This window comes from bacterium, from assembly GCA_021371935.1.
GTDB lineage: Bacteria > Armatimonadota > UBA5829 > UBA5829 > UBA5829 > UBA5829.
The window spans coordinates 114,640-132,376 of the sequence record JAJFVF010000002.1; the positions used below are offsets into that span (position 1 = coordinate 114,640).

Here is a 17,737-nt window from a genome sequence, read left to right on the forward strand (position 1 = left end):
CTCTACCATGTTCTGGACCTCCTGAACCGGCCTCTTATGATCGCCGCGATAAGGTTCATGCCCAGCACCAGTATCAACAGCACCAGCGCAGTGCCCCACTTCATGCCCTCCGAAGCGCCGAATGCCTCAGAGACCAGCACATATAAGTGATACGGCAGCGCCATACATTTGTCCATCGCAGACTGCGGCAGCTTGGGCAAGTAAAATGCCGCGGCAGTAAACATAATCGGCGCGGTCTCTCCCGCAGCTCTGCCGACACCCAATATGACGCCGGTTATTATGCCTGCGGCTGAGTTCGGCAGCACGACCCGGTATATCGTCTGCCATTTGGTCGCCCCAAGAGCCAGGCTGCCGTCTCTGAATGACTGGGGAACAGTCAGCAGTGCCTCCTCCGCAGAAGTGATGATTACCGGCAGCACCAGCAGCGCCAGTGTTAGCGACCCGGCCAAAATCGATACACCGAAATGCAAAAACAGCACGAACAAACCGTAACCGAAGAGGCCGTATACGATCGACGGCACACCGGCCAGATTGACAATGGCAAGCCTGATGAGCCTGGTGAACGCGTTCTTGGGAGCGTACTCAGTGAGGTAAATGGCGGCGAATATGCCTACCGGAACGGCAAAGGCAATAGTGCCGACCAACAAATAGAGCGTGCCTATGATGGCTGGAAAGACCCCGCCTTCGGTCATACCGGAGCGCGGCGCCTGGGTCAAAAATGTCCAACTAATTACCTTTGCACCGTTTGCGATCAGAAAATAGAGTATCGCCGCAACAGGTATTATCACGACTATCGCAGACAGCGCCAGCACAGCAAAAGCAGCCTTTTCAGCCCTATGTTTGCTTGTCACCCTAGTGCCTGCCTTTCTTTATCGCCAGGTCGGCGGCGAGGTTGATCGCAAAAGTAATTGCAAACAGGGCAAGACCGATCGCAAACAGCGCATGATAATGAGTCGATCTCTGCACAGTCTCGCCCATCTCCATCGCGATTGTGGCGGTCATCGTGCGTACGGGCGAAGTGAAAAACTGCCATAGACCCTTAGGCAATAGTGATGCAGGCAGATTGGACGCATTGCCTGCCACCATAAGCACAGTCATCGTCTCACCTATTGCCCTGCCGATTCCAAGCATACACGCAGCTATGATCCCGCTCTTTGCCGCAGGGACCGTGACTCCACGTATGGTTTCCCATCTGGATGCTCCCAACGCGAGCGAGCCGAGTCTGTATGACTTCGGCACGGCTGTTATGGCGTCTTCGGATATCGAGATTATGGTCGGCATCGCCATAAAACCCAGCATAATTGAGCCTGTCAGAGCGGTCAGGCCGGTGGGCAGATCGAAAATCTTTTGAATAAACGGAGCCGCGATAGTCAGGCCGATAAAACCGATCACTACCGAGGGTATCCCCGCCAGAACCTCTATGACCGGTTTTAATATTTCGCGCATCCACTTTGGAGCCACCTCGGCAAGGTATATTGCACAGGCTATGCCCACCGGCACAGCAACCACAATCGAGCCGAGTGTGACAAACAGCGAACCCGCCAGCAGAGGCAGTATGCCGAATACATTGAACTCAGGCTGCCATGCCCTGCCCGAGAAGAATTTCCAGATGGTGACATGCTCGAACATTGGCACGGCATCCTTGGCAAGAAATACGAATATCAGCATTATCGCGATTATTGCGACAAAGCCGTTGAACATAATGAAACGCGCAATGAGCCTATCTTTCCACCGGCTGATGCCGCCCACTTTGGTTATACCAATGCCTGAAACCGAGTCTCTCGTTGGTGATATACTCATATCGGTCCTCTCAGGTTTGATTATAGAATGCTATTCTTACAAGAGGCTGACATGCTTCTTACGTTTGGCTGATAGAAACAAACTAATAGGGCACGATCACAACATCACGCCCTATCATTAACTGGTCAATGGTAAATACCATCAACCCAGACAATTACAGCCTTTGTCCCTCCAGGTAAGATACCTGGAGGGATAAAAAAGGTAGGGGCAGGGATTTTACTGACCATCAATGACTATTAGTGATACAATAACGTCGTTAATCTATGGTTATGGAGAAAAATATGCGCTCTGGATCTCCACTGATGCCGCTATTTTGGATATTGCTTGCGCTTACTGCAGCGATATGTCTGATGTTGTATAGTCCATTCTTGTTTGGATACATCTTGATCGGTGTCGCCATCACGGTCGGAACAGCGGCAGCAGGCGTTATAATTTATGTAATCTATTGGCTGGTCAGCAACAAGCTGTCAAGAATCTGCCGTGTTACCTCGAGAGTCATCCGCAGGCGTAAGAAAGACTGGGATGTCTCGCTAGTAGGCGGCACACCAACATCGGCTATAGCGAGGTTGGGAATGATGGGAGGAGATCACAAAGCCGCAAGTAAAGCATATTCAAGAGAAATGGCTCGCGGTAATATTCCTGAATTAACATTGATGGATGGGACCAACTACTTTGTAACTTTTGATGTCAATGGACACGAAGTCGAGTTTTCTGTGACTGAAGCAGACTACATCAAGTGTTCCGAAGGGGCTAAAGGTCTGTTGGTTTTTCAGGGCGAGGAGTTCAAGCATTTCATACCAAATGTGGGCTAAATCAATCGCTACCAAACGGAAATATCTTATCCCTCCAGGTAAGATACCTGGAGGGATAAGAAAGAAACATATTACTTAACCGGAACGTAACCAGCCTTCTTCACCAGAGCCTGGCCTTCATCGCTGAGGCCGAACTTGAGAAATTCGCTTGCAAGTCCTCTGGGTGAACCCATCGTGTAGGCATACAGGTATCGGAAAAGCGGGTATGTGCCGTTTTTGACATCCGCATCGGTCGGGACCATGCCGCGCTCGCCGGTCTTGCGCGATATGGAGATGATCTTGACCTTGCCCGACTTTGCGAACTCATCGGCATAAGCCATACCGACATAACCTATGGCGTCCTTGGACTGAGAGACCGCCTGCGCAACCGCAGCATTGGAAGGCATAGAGAGCATGTCCTTGCGATATGCTCTGCCGCCCAAAACAGCTTCCTGGAAGAAACCGTAGGTGCCGGAACTGGAGTCGCGTCCGACAGCCACTATACTGCCGCTGTCTCCACCGACCGACTTCCATGACTCGGCCTTGCCGCTATATATGGCTGCGAGCTGAGCAATCGTCAGGTTCTTTACGTTATTGGACGGGTGCGCAATGATCGCAAGACCGTCTTTTGCCAGCTTTGTGGCGACGAGTTTCGAGTTTCGCGATCGAGCAGTTTCGATCTCCTTGGACTTGGCTTCACGAGAAGCGTTTGCTATATCACAAGTGCCGTTGAGCAGCATTGAGATTCCGGTGCCGCTGCCGCCGCCGCTTACTGATATGGATTTGCCCGGGTGCTTGGCCATATATTCCTCGGCCCATATCTGGGCAAGTGGAAGAACGGTGGTCGAACCTGCTATTTTCAGGTTGTTCTTCGATGCAGCCATCGCTGCAGAGCTTACAATAGTTGTGAGCGCAACCAATGCGCATATAAGCCTTTTCATTTGCAATTTCTCCTTTAGAACGTTACAATCCATTCAGCCAAAAGACCGTTGTTGTCTATGCTGTTGTGCTCCTCGTCGGTGAACTTGTAGAAGAGCTTCAATCTGCTGTTTTCATCCAGCCAGCGAATTGCACCGACCTCCCATGAACTTACCCTGCCATATGTGGGAGCTTTGGGGTCTTCGGACATCGTTGAATAGCGGGCGACAAGCGTATCTGCAGTATCGAGATTGTAGCCGAGCTGAGCATAATAGCCGCTCTGCCACAGATCCTGATCGTAGTTATTGGGATTGACGTCATCGAAGCCCTTGCCTCGAATATACTCGCCCTTGAACGTAAGATTGCTCATGTAATATTGCAGATCAGCGCCGTATCTGATCTTCTTGGATGGGTCGTAGAGCACCGTGCCTGCGGAGTTCTTATACCATATTCCATAGCCATGGTAGCCCGAAAGACCCAGATCGAGATCGCCGAGCCTGAACTTCACGTTTGCAAGAACATCTTTGGCGTCGTTGTTGTCGACTGCCGATGTGGAGCCGTTTTCGATACCTGTCCCGTTGTATGCGCCGATTGTCCATAGGATTTTCGAACTGGCCGGGCTTGTCAGGATTGCACCGGTGTCTCTCTCACCAGGGAAGAACCTGCGCACAAAAAGCGCTCGCTCGGGCGTCTCGCGCTTTGAAGATGAATACGGCACTTCGTAGCCAAACCACCAGTTCTGCTGGCCGACCTGGAAACTCGGGGCTATTATGCAGCCGTCACCAAAAGCATAGTTGAAATAGGCGTCCTTGACGGAGGTCGAGTTTTTACCCATATCAAGCTGCAAAACCGCAGTGCTGCGGATGGTCGGAGTTGCGGTGACCTTTACTCTTGCACGGCGCACAAGAAATGTGTCGTAGTAACTCTTTTCTGCGGTAGTGTCCTTGGTGTAATCAAGTGTCTGATAGCGGCTCTGAACATAGCCGCTAACCTTTATCTTGCTGAGTTTGGCAACGTTGGACGCTGTGGTCTGAACAATGCCCTCTTCATCGTTTAGCATGGCGTCATGAGTCGCGATCGTCGCTTTCAACTCAGCCACGGTGGCCTCAACAGTATCGAGCCTGGTTCCAATAACTGTAAGCTCCACCTTGAACTCGTCTACCAGTTTGGTGATGGTGGCCAGGTCTTGAGCGCTTACCTCGCCGGCAGGAGCCTGTGGCAGTGTGGTTGATGTGGGAACAGCGGCGGATTTGCCCGATTGAGACTTGACGGCTGCCAGTTTCTCATTCATACCTTCGATGATGCGGGCTATGACAGTCGCAAATTCATAGCGGGTCATGGTCCGCTCTCCCAAAAAGTCACCATTGGGGTATGCGACTATGTAGCCCTTTTCAACAAGATCGTTGACCGCCTCGTAGGCCCAGTGGCCGTTCGGCACATCATTCACAGTTTGGGCAGTCACAGAGATAGCACAGCCCAGAAGCAACACTATTGCCAGAAACTTTTTCACTTCATTCCCCTTTCTCCTATGTATCAGGTTAACGAGACAAGATTACAGCCCCATGCTTACAGCAGTCTGACATCTCAATTTCCCGGTCCTTAACTTTGTAAATTCGCATGCATCTAACTCAGGCACAACACAAACCTAACAATTGCGACTTAATATACATTTGGATCAATATGCTAACCTATATTATGCTGGAAGCGCATAATACGGGTCTCCGAGAGCATTATTCACGTTCATCATTAATAATGCGGGCTAAGCTGAGGTAATTGTTATGTCTGCGCGAGTGATTGTGGTTGAAGATGAAGAGGATATTGCCCTGCTGCTGAAGCACAATCTTGAAGCAGAAGGCTACAGTGTCGAAATATGCGAGGATGGAGTGCAGGCACTCGATGCAGTGCGGCGTGAGCCACCCAATCTGATGCTGCTGGATGTTATGCTGCCCATTGTTGACGGCAAGGAGGTCTGCCGAGCAGTACGGCGCGACTACGATTTCCCGATTATAATGGTCAGCGCCAGGTCCGGAGAAGTGGACAAGGTGATCGGGCTGGAGGTCGGCGCTGACGATTATATCGCAAAACCGTTCAGCATCATCGAACTTGTGGCGCGTGTTCGCTCGGCCTTGAGGAGATCGTCAGGCGAGACCAGGCGAAAAGACGAAATCCTGCGCGGAGGTGGTGTCATCCTCGATCGCGCAAGACACGAGGTTAGAGTGGCCGATAATATCGTCGAGTTGCGTCCCAAAGAGTTCGCTCTGCTTGAAATCCTGCTCGCCGGCAAAGGACGGGTCTTTGACAGGGATTCCCTACTGGAAAAGGTTTGGGGTGAGGACGAATATATCGACCATGGTACTATCGATGTTCATGTGCGCAGGCTGCGCGAGAAGATCGAGACGGACCCAGCAAATCCACGCTATGTGGTCACGGTGCGCGGAGTTGGCTATAAATTTGGCATAGAGTGAGAATACCGGTTTGTTCTTCACTAAACGTGGGTAAGCTCTGCTATAGATACATAGTATTTATCTAAGGAGTAAGAAATGGAAGACAAACCAAAAATAATGACCACTAGAGCTGTCGGCGAATGGACAGCACCTATGCTCATAACCGCGAAGATGGGAGAATTTGACGCCATTTTGGATGAGCCTGCATACTTGGGAGGCACAAACAAAGGTGCATCTCCTATGGAATATGTCACTGCAGCACTGATAGGATGTGCGGGGATCACCCTTTCACTGGTTGCAAAACAAATGGACTTCAGTTTCTCGACCGCAAGGTTCGAAGCTGAAGGCGATATAGACCTAAGAGGATTTGCGGGGATGCCCGGAGTCTGCAGGCACTTCTGCAGTTTTAGAGGCAAGTTCTACATAAAGACCAACGAAAGCCAAGAGAGACTGGATATGGTCAAAGAACAGGTCGAAAACCGCTGTCCAGTATTTAACCTGCTCCATGACGCAGGGGTCCAGACCGAAATAGAGTGGATAAGAGAATAGCCTGGTCCATTATGGCTTAATAAATATTGTTTACAAAGCACGAAAATGCAAAATCTGTTTTCGTGCTTCTTTTTTAAATTTGTGCAGGATTCCCGAATTGTAATCTATAAACAAATGCCGGTATATATATACAATCTGCAAGAGGTATCGACATGAATGATGTTACACGCGTTACTGTCTGGAATGAATTTCGACATGAACAGATCGATGGTGGAGAGCCTAATAAGGTATATCCCAAAGGCATGCACAATGCCATAGCCGACTATCTGAAGAAGCAGCCCGGGTTTGAGGTCCGCACAGCTACGCAGGATGAACCTGAGCACGGCCTAACCGATGAAGTGCTTGCAAACACCGATGTGCTTATATGGTGGGGGCATGCAGCGCACAACGAAGTAAAAGATGAGATCGTCGATAGAGTCCAGCAACATGTCCTGGATGGAATGGGATTGATCGCGCTGCACTCAAGTCATTTCTCAAAGATATTCAAGAAACTGATGGGTACAACGTGCAACCTGAAGTGGCGCGAGATTGGTGAGAAAGAAAGGATCTGGATTATTGACCCGTCTCACCCGATTGCAGCAGGCCTGCCCGAGTATTTCGAGATACCGCATGAAGAAATGTACGGCGAGAGATTCGATATCCCTGCGCCGGACGAGCTGGTATTGGTGAGCTGGTTTGAAGGCGGCGAGATCTTCCGCAGCGGGTGCTGCTGGCACAGAGGCCGAGGCAAAGTCTTCTATTTCAGACCCGGCCATGAGACTTTCCCTGTCTACTACCAGGAAGAGGTGCTTAAGGTCATCGAAAATGCAGTTAGGTGGGCAAAACGCTCGGGTGGACCCGCACACTACTACGGTCATGTTCCTCAGCCTCTGGAGAATATCACATCGAAGTAGCACATCTCATATATTGACTTGAAGCCGGCGGAGCCCTATTATTAAGTCAGCCTATCCATTTTCACGAGGAGGAGTAGAGAGAATTGAGTAGACTGACTAGGTACGGGGCTCTGGCGGCTGCATTTGTGTTTGCTTCAACAATTACGGTAACAGCAGCAACAAAAAAAACTACGGCCAAGACCCCACATTATGTTCAAGGAACAACTCAACTCAAAGGTGAATATGCCGAGTTCGGCAAGACATATACCCTGGGTAAGAGTAACCCTTTTAACATCACTTTAAAAAGCGCGGAGTATACTATCGATCCGGTAAAGGTAGGCGATCAAACATATGTGCCGACCGCGGAAGAGAAACTGATCGTATACCATATGACCTATCACAACCCGCAGCCGAACGAATACTTTGTCAGATGGGACAATTTCTCATTTACAGTGGTCGACCCGCAGAGCCAGAATCACGACGGGCTTACAGCCCTTGGAATGGAAAAGGACAAGCAGTCTTGTTCTATGAGCCTCAAGCCCGCACAAAAAATAGACGTATATGGTGTGATGCCTGTGCCTGCAAAAGGCGAAATGCCAAAGTTGATTATCAAGTCTGACGATGATCTTGTGCTTCGTTATGACCTCAGGGGCAATGTGAAAGGACTGCCTGCAGAATATGCCGATCCGGCAGATAAGACCAACGCTACTGTCCTCGACAAGATTCCTGCGAAGATGGGTGTCTACTACCCATTGAGTGGGCTTGAAGTGAAACTCGACAAGATCGAGGTCAATGACGACCCTAAAATGGGCGAACAAGAGACCGAGGAAGGCAACGTTTTCCTGATTGTGTATCTGAGCGTCAAAAATGTGGGGACTTCTCCTCTGTTTATGCGATGGGATACATTTGATCCCATAATAACCGACACTGATGGTGTAGAAGTGGGGAGTTGCGTAGACATGCTCCAAAAGAGCAAGGACAGGTCTTTTTCATCCGATGTTAAGCCTGGGCAGGAGATATCAGTTCGCTCCATATTCACAATCCCTGAAGATACTGATGTAAAGACTCTATCCATGCACGTTGATGAGAATAGGACGTTTATCTTTGATATCAGTTCCGTAAAAAGCTAACCGTCTGATAATGATAGGCCGAGCACTCCTCGGCCTATCAAGCACACTTATTCAAGAACGGACCGGGCTTTCTCAATCTGCCGCTTTACTTCTGAGGCCGCTGTCCCGCCGGTCGCGCTCCTGGCAGCCACACTAGCCTTCACCGTTAGAGCTGACGCCACATCCTCAGCCGCATCCGGCGCAAACTGCCTGATCTCATCTATTGTAAGATCAAAAAGCTCCTTGTTGTTTTCCACACAGTATGCAACCAGAGAGCCGACCTGGGCATGTGCGCTCCTGAACGGCACTCCCTGCCGCACAAGGTGGTCGGCAAGGTCGGTAGCCGTAGAATAAGCCTCGCCAGCAGCCGCATGCATCCTCTCAGTATCAAATTTCGCAGTTTTGAGCATCAGCGCAAAGCATATGAGCGAGCCCTGCACGGTATCAACTGCGTCAAAAAGAGGTTCCTTGTCTTCCTGCAAATCACGGTTATATGCCAGAGGCAAACCTTTCTGAAGTGTGAGCAGGCTCATCAGGTCTCCGATAACCCGTGCGCTCTTGCCGCGCACCAACTCGGCCACATCCGGGTTCTTCTTTTGAGGCATAATGGACGAGCCGGTGGTGACTGAGTCGTCCAGCTCGATAAATCCGAACTCAGACGTGTTCCAGATTATAATCTCTTCTGAAAATCGCGATAGGTGCATCATCAGTATGGACGCATCGGCCAGAAACTCGGATATGAAGTCTCTGTCCGCAACTGAGTCCATGCTGTTATCCGAAACTGCTGCAAAACCGAGCGCATCGGCCACTATCTGCCTGTCTATCGGGAAAGTGGTCCCTGCAAGTGCACCCGAACCCAATGGCAGCACATCTACCCGCTTCAGGCAGTCAAGCATCCGCTCTTTATCCCGCTGGATCATCCAAAACCATGCCATGAGGCAATGGCCGAGGATAACCGGCTGCGCATGCTGCATATGAGTGTAACCGGGCATTATCACTTCCGAGTTCTTTTCAGCCTGGTCTACAACCACTTTCTGCAAATCGACGATCAACCCGGTTATATGCTTGATCTCGTCCTTCAAGAATAGCCGAATGTCTGCGCAGACCTGGTCGTTGCGGCTGCGCGCAGTGTGTAGCTTACCCGCAACATCGCCGATCTTCTCAAAGAGGAGCCTCTCGACATTCATGTGCACGTCTTCGGCGCTTGGGTCGAACTCGATCCTTCCCGATATGGCATCGTCGAGTATAAACTGCAGGCCGCTCACTATCCTTTTGGCGTCATCATCGGGAATGATCCCGCACTTGCCCAGCATTTTGGCGTGCGCAATGCTGCCGCGGATGTCGTGCTCGATGAGCCGCGAGTCGAAGCTGATAGACTCCGTGAATGTCTCCACGGCCTTGTCAGTTGATTTTGAAAACCTTCCACCCCAGAGTTTTTTTGTCAAGGTTGCTGCTCCTTAGGAACCCATGTTTTTGTTGGCATTTGAGGAATGAAGCAATATTCGCTACTGGATCAATCTCTTTATTGCCTCATTCTGCGCGGTAGCCACGTGCACCTATAATTTTAGGTTTGTCCTTGAAGCTACCCCACCATTGCTCGGAAAAGTCTTGGTCAACAACCGCGGACATATGTCCAGAGCATAATGAATCAATACCTGTTTGAGGCTTGAGCTTAAATATTCTGTCCGTTTTAGCTAGATGGATTGTGATCTCAGAAACTACTATGTCAGTACCGTTGAAGAGGATGCAGGAACAGGTGTTAGTTACAGGGCTGATCTCTCCGCAAGACAACTTGAGCTTACGCAAGTTATTTGCGCTCAGCACCTCTGTTTTATTAACGGCGATCTGCTTCCATCCTAATTTGCCGAGTACATATACACGATTGGATATCCTGTCAATCTTGATTGGTTGGCTCCTTAGTACGTATATGTAGCGAAACGGCCCAGGCCACACAAATAGGAATAGTAAAACGATAATAACGATGCTTGCACCTAAACTGCCGTATTTCGTTTTCTCTTTGCCAACCATACAAGAGTCTCCATATTTTGGATGGCGGTTTACCAACCGCCATCCCGTATTATCTATCAGAACACCTTCTGCTCAATACCCAGAGACTTGCACACGCTCAGTATCTCCTCATCGGAGAGACCGTCGGCAAGACCGTGGTTTGTCAGGTTCATATACTCATAGTGCGCTCCCGTTTCGACATACTCGACCAGGTCGCATGCACGCTTGACTGAAGTATCCGATCGGGACATAACGCCATGCTTAGCCCACATGACGATGCTGTGTGTGCGAAGCATCTCGACATTCGCCTTCTTCAGTTCATCCGAACCGGGAACCTTGAACGGAATATAGCCTATTCCATCGGGAAGCTGCACTATTCCTTCAGGCTCCCAGCGCAGTATGTGTCGGTTGAGATATCTCTCGTCCTGATAGCGTGAGATATGGCTCAGATATGTTAAGTGCAACGGCTGAGCATGGATTAACGCATGGAAGTTCGTCTTCTTAACCCTGATCTGGTCTGTGTGAACCGCCAGATGCGAGTTGAACTCACTCGTCAGGCGGGCAAACAGGCAGTCAGTGGACGTGTAGAGCTTTGCACTCTTGCCATCCTTTGCCACCTTAACCAATCCCAGGTTTGCTGTAGGGTCATTAGCCACTTCACGCAGCCGTCGGCCTGAGCCGGTGGCGATTAGTGACCCTCCTGCAAGTTCCGGCAAAGTTCCGGGCAGCTCATAGTCCTTAACGTTTGTGAAAAACTTGCCGGGATCGACATCCCAGCCCACAAACACTGATATATTTCCCGCAGCTCCTTCGCTTGCCTGGATGTCGGCCAACCGACGCCCCGCCTCACCAATGAGGCCCATCAGCTCTTCGAGAGATGGATAAGGTTCTTCTACTGACATTTCTAAATCCAACTTTCCGACCGGGAATACTTTACCCGATCAATGTGCCCCCCACCTTTTGTACGTAGCTATTTATTATGGCACCGGTAAATCTCTGCGAATTACCTCACGCACCCGTTTGGCAATTTCTACAGCGTTAATTGCCTCATCTTTTGCTACTTCCTCGTCCTCACCAGGATACCGAGTCGTTATCGCATATGGAGTAAGTTCATCTGCAGACTCGATTTCTGCAGATGGTCCACCCTGCTCTGCCAATAATTCGACTAGACGCCCAATGTTATGTGTATATGGAAAATCAACCCCACACATTACAAGGAATGCCTTAAGATATTTCTCGACACACTGCTGAGCATGATAAGCGATCAGACGACACGGACAGTCGTTTTCTATCTGCAAAGCATGAACGGCAAGCCGCAGATCCTCATCGGCATAATCTGCCCACTGCCTGACTTTCTCGATGATATCGGGATTAAGTTCGCTCATATAACACCCTGCCTTCAATCGACGCGGGTCGCGCTACGGTTCCCGCTATCAGACGATCTCGCTCGTACTCCTCAGGGGTAAGCACTATTATGTCTCGGGCGATGCCAAGCCCACGAAGTGCTCTGTCCATCTCAACCATCACACTGCGTCTTTTGCCTGAAAATGAACAAACCACCAGAAAGTCGATATCACTGTGCTCGTCAGCAGTGCCGCGCGCCTGCGAGCCGAAGAGTATTATCTTCTCCGGATTAAAGCTCTCGGCAAGTCTGCGTGCCGCCGTTTCGATTGTGTCGCTGCTAATCATGCGATTTACCTCAAGGGTATTATATGCCGCATTATACCATCAACGAAGAGTGGAGCACATTACGAACTCTCCACTCTCATACTCTTAACTATCCTTCACCGTGCGATACATTCTCGCCTGCATGCCGTGGGTCTTCACGATCCCGACTGCCTCGCTCTGGTCAAAGGTCTTGGAATCGAATGACGCCAGGTCTTCGTTATAGAGAGCATACTTGCTCCTGCGTCCGATGACCGTACAGCTTCCCTTAAAGAGGCGCAAGATGACATCGCCGGTGACTCTGGGCTGAATCTTATTGATAAACGCTTCCAGGTCGTCCTTGAACGGGTCATACCACAGACCCTCATAGGCGAGCTTGCCCCACTGCTGATCGACCGACACCTTGAAAGCTCTCTCTTCGGCTGTGCAGACCAAATCTTCCAGAGCCTTATGAGCCGGAATCAGGACTTTTGCCGCTGGGCACTCATAGTTCTCGCGGACCTTGAGGCCGATGATCCTATCTTCCATTATATCGACCCTGCCTACACCATTGGCCCCAGCAAGCTCGTGCACCTTAAGGACCAGATCGAGTGAGTTCATCTTCTGGCCGTTCAAAGCAACCGGCACGCCATTATCGAACGTGATGGTGATCTCAGTCGGCGTGTTAGGCGCATCCACAGGGTTCTTTGTCCAGTGGAAGATTTCTTCCGGCGGAGCGTAATCCGGCTCCTCCAGATGACCGCCCTCTATCGACCGTCCCCACAAATTCTCATCTATGGACCATATCTTGTCTTTGCTCTGGCCGATCGGGATGCCCTTCTTTTCGGCATATTCGATCTCCCAGGTGCGGGTCATGGTGTGCTCGCGCATAGGAGCGATGATCGGCATATCAGGCATCAGAGCGCGCATTACGAACTCGATCCTGAACTGGTCATTGCCCTTGCCGGTGCAGCCATGGCAGAAGGCATCACCTTTGACTTTCTGAGCAATCTCGACTGCCTTGAGGCCTATTAGCGGCCTTGCAATAGATGTGCTGATCGGGTAGCCCTGATAATCGCCGTTGGCTTTGATCGCAGGAAAAATATACTCGTCTACAAACTCCTGCCGGGCGTCGATTGTGTAGTGCTCGGTGCCGAGCATCTTGGCCTTCTCTTCAGCCTGTTTGATCTCCGCTGCGGGCAGACCCACATCGACAGTAACGGTAACGATATGGTCGAACCCATAGTCCTCGCGCATCATCGGGATGCACACTGATGTATCCAGCCCACCTGAGTAGACTAGGACGACTGTTTTTGGCATGATTTTCCTCCATTTTTGGTGGAGAGTGGAGGGTGGAGAGTGGAGAGCTACTCGCTCGCCACTTGGTCCGTTTTCCACTTTCCAAGGCTGTTCCTAAAAGAGCTTAGCATTCTTGCAAGCTCATCAGCTTCTGAAACGATTCGTTCAAGGCAATTTACATCAATCAAGCTTTGCGCTGTTGCAATATGCAAGTGTGAAAGAGTTTCACACAAAGAACCGTAAGCTATTTCGATAAACCGCGAGAAGTCTTTGTTGGATACTCTGGAACTACCCTCCGCAATATTGGCGCTTATCGACACTGCCGCACGCCTCATTTGTGAAGTAAGACCAAACTGCTCTTTCATCGGAAAAGTCTCTGTTGACTTATATATCAAATTAGCAAACTCGATGCTTTTCTTCCAAATGTCCAGCTTCTCGAACCGAAACATGGCTAACCTCTTACTCACAGTTCTCTACTCTTAACTCTCCACACTCCACTCTTAGCCAGCTAACAGCACCATCACGGCCTTCTGCGCATGCAGCCTGTTTTCAGCCTCGTCAAAAACTACACTCTGCTTGCTGTCGATCACCTCGTCAGTGACCTCAGAGTTGCGGTGAGCGGGCAGGCAGTGCTCGAAGATCGCATCGGGTTTTGCATGCTTCATCAAACCGGCATTTACCTGGAAAGGCGCGAAAGTTTTTGCTCTCTCCGCAGCCTCGGCTTCCTGGCCCATACTCGCCCATACGTCTGTATAGACCACATCTGCATCCTTAACGGCTTCAACAGCATCGTTGAATATCTCAATCTTGGCGCCGGTCTCTTTAGCAAACTCCTTCGCCTTGGCTGTCACATTCTCATCCGGCTCATAACCCTTGGGGCAGCCGATGGCAAAGTTCATGCCTACCTTGGCGGCCAGCAGCATAAGCGAGTGAGCTACGTTGTTTCCGTCGCCTATAAATGCCAGTTTGAGTCCTTCGAACTTGCCTTTGTGCTCGAGAATCGTATAGAAATCGGCCAGAGCTTGGCATGGGTGCTCGAGGTCGGACAAGGCATTTATCACCGGGATCCCCGCATACTCAGCAAGCCCGGTCACCTTTTCATGCTCAAAGACACGAGCCATGATGATGTCGCACATCCGCCCGATTGTCTGCGCCACATCGCCTATGCTCTCGCGCTTACCCAGACCGATATCGTTGGGCCCAAGGTATATGCCATGCCCCCCGAGCTGGAATATTCCGGTCTCGAAAGAGACCCGAGTCCGCAGGCTGGGTTTCTCAAAAATCATAGCAAGAGTCTTGCCTTCAAAAATCCTGCGCTGTCTGGACGGCGGGATGATCCCCTCCTTCAGCTTCTTGGTCATATTAAAGATAGTGTCTATCTCGGCGCGGTTGAGCTGAGAGATGCTGAGCAGGCTCTTGCCCCGCAGTTCGACCGCTGCTTCCGGTTTCTTCTCGCTGGTGAAAGCCACTCCTTCTAACAGCTTGCCGCTGCGCTGCTCAATTACCGCCTGCCTGGCCGGTTCCAACTTGACACCGAACTTGGCCAGTGTTCGTGCAGCCAGACCCTCCGGCTGCCGGATAACGCCAAGCAGCAGATGCTCCGAACAGAGCCTGTCGGCCTGCATCTCATTGCCCTCTTCATATGCGAAATCTATTGCCCGCTTGGCACGCGGAGTAAGCTGCATGTCGCCGCCCAGATTGCCCGAGCCCCTGGCCATATTGGCCTCAAGTTCGGCTCGCAGCTCCTTTAAGTCGACTCCCAGCGAGGTCAACACCAGCGCTGCACCGCATCCTCGGTCTCTTGTCAAACCCAGCAGAATGTGCTCGATGGAGACATTGTTGTCACCCATCTTGCCCGCTTCTTCTTGAGCGAAAAATATAACCCTCTTAGCGTGGTCAGTAAATCGTTGCCACATTTGATAATCTCCCTCGAAAAATAGCTGAAAGTGGAAAGCGGAGAGTGGAAAGTCCAGACCTCGCTATCCATCAGTCAGTTGATAAATTGTTTCGGTTCTACCGAATCGAAACTTCCGTATGGTAAAGTCGATAACCACTAATTATCACTCAGTATCTTCGCAATAATACTTATCGCACGGTCGACTAACTCGTTAGTCAGGATAAGTGGCGGGACGAACCGCAGCGTATTCTCACTCGTCGCGTTGATTATTAGACCGGCCTCCAGCGCCTTTGATACCAAATCTTTGGCTATGGGCTTATCAAACTCTGCTGCAACCATCAGACCCAGTCCGCGGACTTCTTTTACTCCAGGCAGTATAGCTAGTTGCTCGCGGAAATACTGCCCAACCTTAGCCGCGTTTTCGACCCAGCCGCCATCTTTTATCTCAGTAACTGCCGCTATCGCCGCCGCGCATGCTAGTGGGTTGCCGCCGAATGTAGCCGCATGGTCGCCCGGCTCAAAGACATCCGCCCATTTATCACGCGCTAGACATGCCCCCATCGGGAAACCCGCCGCTATAGTCTTGGCGAGGGTCATAACATCCGGGACAACCCCAAAGTTCTGGAACCCAAACATCTTACCCGTTCTGCCCAAGCCTGTCTGGACCTCGTCGAAGATGAGCGTTGCGCCGAACTTGTCGCACAGGTCGCGTGCTGCCTGCAAGAACTCGGCACTGGCCGGATGCACCCCGCTCTCACCCTGCACAGGCTCCATCATAATGGCGCAGGTCTTCTCGTCCACTGCGTCCTTGAGAGCTTCGATATCATTATAAGGTATATATTTGAAGCCCGGAACCAGCGGAGTAAACGACTTCTGATACTTCGGCTGGCCGGTGGCAGTAATAGCCGCCAGGGTCCGGCCATGAAATGACTTTAATGCCGTCACTATCTCGCACTTTTCAGGGTGCCCTGATATCTTGGCCGCTTTCTTGGCTAGTTTCATTGCTGCTTCATTGGCTTCAGCTCCCGAGTTGCAGAAGAAAGCCTTACTCATCCCCGAAATCTCACACAGAATCTTGGCTAGTTTTGCCTGGCCGGGCACGTAATAGAGATTGCTGGTGTGCATAAGAGTTCCGGCCTGCTCGCGGATAGCCTCGACTACTTTGGGCGGGCAGTGCCCCAACCCATTTACTGCAATCCCTGCCACAAGGTCCAGATACTCCTTGCCATCGATGTCATAAGCAAAGCATCCCTCACCCTTAACGAGCACTACCGGCTGCTTGCCGTAGGTTTTCATTACGTATTGATCGTACAGCGCCATTACATCGGCGCTGTTTGTCTCTGATTGTTTCGTTAGCATAAAGTGCCCTCTTTCATTTATAAAGCAGATTCCTCGCATCTGCTCGGAATGACTCGATTATTAGTCTCACTAAGTGATAGAACGTTAACTGTTAGCAGCCGGTCTGGACTCTCAGCTCTCCACTCTCAACTTTCCACTGAATCAAGGCACAATCATCGTCCCGATGCCTGTATCCGTAAATATCTCCATCAACAGAGAGTGAGGCATGGTGCCGTCTATGATGTGCGTACGCTCGACGGCGCCCGCAAGCGCCGTCATACAAGCCTCCACCTTTGGGATCATGCCCTTGTCTATCTGTTTGGTCTTTATCATCTGCTTCGCGTCCGCCACCTTTAGTTCGGATATAAAGGTTGACTTATCGCTAAAGTCTGAGTATATACCCGGCACGTCGGTCATCATCATGAGCTTGGTCGCACCTACCTCAGCGGCAATCTCACCCGCGATATGATCGGCATTAACATTAAAACTCTCGCCGTTCGGACCGATCGCAACAGAAGATATTACAGGTATATAGTTATGCTCCAGCAGATCGTTCAGGATCATCGGATTGACCTTGGCTACCTGACCGACAAAGCCCAGATCAACGTCACTGTCCGCCTTTTGGGCGACAATTAGATTTGCATCCTTGCCTGAAAGGCCAACTGACCGCCCGCCAAGATTGTTAATAATCGAGACGATGCCCTTGTTCGTCTTGCCGGCAAGAACCATTTCGACTATCTCCATGGTCTCGGCGTCAGTTACCCGCCTGCCGCCGACGAATTCGGGTTCCTTGCCCAGCTTCTGCATAACTGCGCTGATCTCAGGTCCGCCTCCATGAACAAGGATCGGTTTCATACCTACATAATGCATAAGCACGACATCCTTGCACACGCCGACCTTCAGATCATCGTCGATCATGGCGTTGCCGCCGTATTTGATGACTATTATCTTTCCGGCATAGTGCTGTATATACGGCAGCGCCTGGACAAGTATATTAGCCTGCTCGCTTGTATAGTTCATGGTCTCACTCCATTGTGTTCTCGCCCTCCAGGTAAGATACCTGAAGGGA

Annotated in this window: 19 protein-coding genes and 1 pseudogene; 5 read left to right on the forward strand and 15 right to left on the reverse strand. The window is 50.7% G+C overall.

The features are described 5' to 3' along the window. Positions 1-2: 2 nt before the first annotated feature. Both pstA and pstC read right to left on the reverse strand, forming a co-directional pair. On the reverse strand, positions 3-851 hold the full coding sequence (gene pstA, locus LLG46_00600; GenBank protein ID MCE5321794.1) for a phosphate ABC transporter permease PstA: 849 nt from the start codon (positions 849-851) through the stop codon (positions 3-5). A gap of 1 nt (position 852) precedes the next feature. Next, positions 853-1,800 (reverse strand): phosphate ABC transporter permease subunit PstC, encoded by a 948-nt coding sequence (gene pstC / locus LLG46_00605; GenBank protein ID MCE5321795.1) that lies wholly within the window; start codon positions 1,798-1,800, stop codon positions 853-855. A 281-nt stretch (positions 1,801-2,081) separates the two neighbouring features. Here pstC and LLG46_00610 point away from each other — a divergent pair, with 281 nt between their 5' ends. Further along, positions 2,082-2,612, forward strand: coding sequence for a DUF2500 domain-containing protein (locus LLG46_00610; GenBank protein MCE5321796.1), 531 nt, complete (start codon positions 2,082-2,084; stop codon positions 2,610-2,612). Positions 2,613-2,683: 71 nt separating this feature from the next. Here LLG46_00610 and LLG46_00615 read toward each other — a convergent pair whose 3' ends face one another. Together LLG46_00615 and LLG46_00620 are read right to left on the reverse strand one after the other, a co-directional pair. Beyond that, a complete protein-coding gene (locus tag LLG46_00615; GenBank protein ID MCE5321797.1) occupies positions 2,684-3,532 on the reverse strand; it encodes a phosphate ABC transporter substrate-binding protein in 849 nt (282 codons plus the stop codon). A 14-nt stretch (positions 3,533-3,546) separates the two neighbouring features. Continuing rightward, positions 3,547-5,019 carry an S-layer homology domain-containing protein gene (locus LLG46_00620; GenBank protein MCE5321798.1) on the reverse strand — a complete coding sequence of 491 codons (1,473 nt, stop codon included), beginning with the start codon at positions 5,017-5,019 and terminating at the stop codon, positions 3,547-3,549. Positions 5,020-5,287: 268 nt separating this feature from the next. Between LLG46_00620 and LLG46_00625 the strand changes: the two genes are divergently transcribed. The 4 genes from LLG46_00625 to LLG46_00640 all read left to right on the forward strand — a co-directional run bounded on the left by LLG46_00625 (position 5,288) and on the right by LLG46_00640 (position 8,504). Continuing rightward, positions 5,288-5,974: a response regulator transcription factor gene (locus tag LLG46_00625; protein MCE5321799.1), complete on the forward strand. Its 687-nt coding sequence runs from the start codon at positions 5,288-5,290 to the stop codon at positions 5,972-5,974. A 75-nt stretch (positions 5,975-6,049) separates the two neighbouring features. Continuing rightward, positions 6,050-6,502 carry an OsmC family protein gene (locus LLG46_00630; GenBank protein ID MCE5321800.1) on the forward strand — a complete coding sequence of 151 codons (453 nt, stop codon included), beginning with the start codon at positions 6,050-6,052 and terminating at the stop codon, positions 6,500-6,502. Positions 6,503-6,654: 152 nt separating this feature from the next. Continuing rightward, entirely contained in the window at positions 6,655-7,395 is a 741-nt protein-coding gene (locus LLG46_00635; protein ID MCE5321801.1) for a ThuA domain-containing protein, read from the forward strand. Between the two features lie 83 nt (positions 7,396-7,478). After that, on the forward strand, positions 7,479-8,504 hold the full coding sequence (locus LLG46_00640; protein MCE5321802.1) for a DUF4352 domain-containing protein: 1,026 nt from the start codon (positions 7,479-7,481) through the stop codon (positions 8,502-8,504). 47 nt (positions 8,505-8,551) lie between these two features. On the opposite strand, the gene argH is transcribed toward LLG46_00640, so the two are convergent. The 11 genes and pseudogenes from argH to argB all read right to left on the reverse strand — a co-directional run bounded on the left by argH (position 8,552) and on the right by argB (position 17,688). Further along, positions 8,552-9,928: an argininosuccinate lyase gene (argH, locus tag LLG46_00645; GenBank protein ID MCE5321803.1), complete on the reverse strand. Its 1,377-nt coding sequence runs from the start codon at positions 9,926-9,928 to the stop codon at positions 8,552-8,554. A gap of 85 nt (positions 9,929-10,013) precedes the next feature. Beyond that, a complete protein-coding gene (locus LLG46_00650) occupies positions 10,014-10,511 on the reverse strand; it encodes a hypothetical protein (GenBank protein MCE5321804.1) in 498 nt (165 codons plus the stop codon). Between the two features lie 56 nt (positions 10,512-10,567). Continuing rightward, positions 10,568-11,392, reverse strand: coding sequence for a class II aldolase/adducin family protein (locus LLG46_00655; GenBank protein ID MCE5321805.1), 825 nt, complete (start codon positions 11,390-11,392; stop codon positions 10,568-10,570). A gap of 75 nt (positions 11,393-11,467) precedes the next feature. Further along, positions 11,468-11,875 (reverse strand): HEPN domain-containing protein, encoded by a 408-nt coding sequence (locus LLG46_00660; protein ID MCE5321806.1) that lies wholly within the window; start codon positions 11,873-11,875, stop codon positions 11,468-11,470. Continuing rightward, a complete protein-coding gene (locus tag LLG46_00665; protein ID MCE5321807.1) occupies positions 11,862-12,179 on the reverse strand; it encodes a nucleotidyltransferase domain-containing protein in 318 nt (105 codons plus the stop codon). Before LLG46_00665 ends, LLG46_00660 begins: the two co-directional genes overlap by 14 nt. 84 nt (positions 12,180-12,263) lie before the next feature. Further along, entirely contained in the window at positions 12,264-13,454 is a 1,191-nt protein-coding gene (locus tag LLG46_00670) for an argininosuccinate synthase (GenBank protein ID MCE5321808.1), read from the reverse strand. Positions 13,455-13,501: 47 nt separating this feature from the next. Continuing rightward, on the reverse strand, positions 13,502-13,882 hold the full coding sequence (locus LLG46_00675) for a four helix bundle protein (GenBank protein ID MCE5321809.1): 381 nt from the start codon (positions 13,880-13,882) through the stop codon (positions 13,502-13,504). A gap of 51 nt (positions 13,883-13,933) precedes the next feature. Further along, a complete protein-coding gene (argF, locus tag LLG46_00680) occupies positions 13,934-14,902 on the reverse strand; it encodes an ornithine carbamoyltransferase (protein MCE5321810.1) in 969 nt (322 codons plus the stop codon). Between the two features lie 21 nt (positions 14,903-14,923). Beyond that, positions 14,924-15,349: pseudogene (locus LLG46_00685) on the reverse strand (ATP-dependent Clp protease ATP-binding subunit ClpC). 137 nt (positions 15,350-15,486) lie between these two features. Beyond that, positions 15,487-16,689 carry an acetylornithine transaminase gene (locus tag LLG46_00690; protein ID MCE5321811.1) on the reverse strand — a complete coding sequence of 401 codons (1,203 nt, stop codon included), beginning with the start codon at positions 16,687-16,689 and terminating at the stop codon, positions 15,487-15,489. A gap of 141 nt (positions 16,690-16,830) precedes the next feature. Beyond that, complete coding sequence (gene argB / locus LLG46_00695; protein ID MCE5321812.1) at positions 16,831-17,688, reverse strand: acetylglutamate kinase; 858 nt, start codon at positions 17,686-17,688, stop codon at positions 16,831-16,833. Positions 17,689-17,737: the final 49 nt, after the last annotated feature.

Excerpts from the sequence above, each read along its gene's own strand:
- LLG46_00665 (MCE5321807.1), bottom strand. The coding sequence starts at position 12,179 with ATGATTAGCAGCGACACAATCGAAACGGCGGCACGCAGACTTGCCGAG.
- LLG46_00655 (MCE5321805.1), bottom strand. The coding sequence starts at position 11,392 with ATGTCAGTAGAAGAACCTTATCCATCTCTCGAAGAGCTGATGGGCCTC.
- LLG46_00670 (MCE5321808.1), bottom strand. The coding sequence starts at position 13,454 with ATGCCAAAAACAGTCGTCCTAGTCTACTCAGGTGGGCTGGATACATCA.
- LLG46_00610 (MCE5321796.1), top strand. The coding sequence starts at position 2,082 with ATGCGCTCTGGATCTCCACTGATGCCGCTATTTTGGATATTGCTTGCG.
- LLG46_00675 (MCE5321809.1), bottom strand. The coding sequence starts at position 13,882 with ATGTTTCGGTTCGAGAAGCTGGACATTTGGAAGAAAAGCATCGAGTTT.
- LLG46_00635 (MCE5321801.1), top strand. The coding sequence starts at position 6,655 with ATGAATGATGTTACACGCGTTACTGTCTGGAATGAATTTCGACATGAA.
- LLG46_00650 (MCE5321804.1), bottom strand. The coding sequence starts at position 10,511 with ATGGTTGGCAAAGAGAAAACGAAATACGGCAGTTTAGGTGCAAGCATC.
- LLG46_00660 (MCE5321806.1), bottom strand. The coding sequence starts at position 11,875 with ATGAGCGAACTTAATCCCGATATCATCGAGAAAGTCAGGCAGTGGGCA.
- LLG46_00690 (MCE5321811.1), bottom strand. The coding sequence starts at position 16,689 with ATGCTAACGAAACAATCAGAGACAAACAGCGCCGATGTAATGGCGCTG.
- argB (MCE5321812.1), bottom strand. The coding sequence starts at position 17,688 with ATGAACTATACAAGCGAGCAGGCTAATATACTTGTCCAGGCGCTGCCG.
- pstC (MCE5321795.1), bottom strand. The coding sequence starts at position 1,800 with ATGAGTATATCACCAACGAGAGACTCGGTTTCAGGCATTGGTATAACC.
- LLG46_00625 (MCE5321799.1), top strand. The coding sequence starts at position 5,288 with ATGTCTGCGCGAGTGATTGTGGTTGAAGATGAAGAGGATATTGCCCTG.
- LLG46_00615 (MCE5321797.1), bottom strand. The coding sequence starts at position 3,532 with ATGAAAAGGCTTATATGCGCATTGGTTGCGCTCACAACTATTGTAAGC.
- LLG46_00630 (MCE5321800.1), top strand. The coding sequence starts at position 6,050 with ATGGAAGACAAACCAAAAATAATGACCACTAGAGCTGTCGGCGAATGG.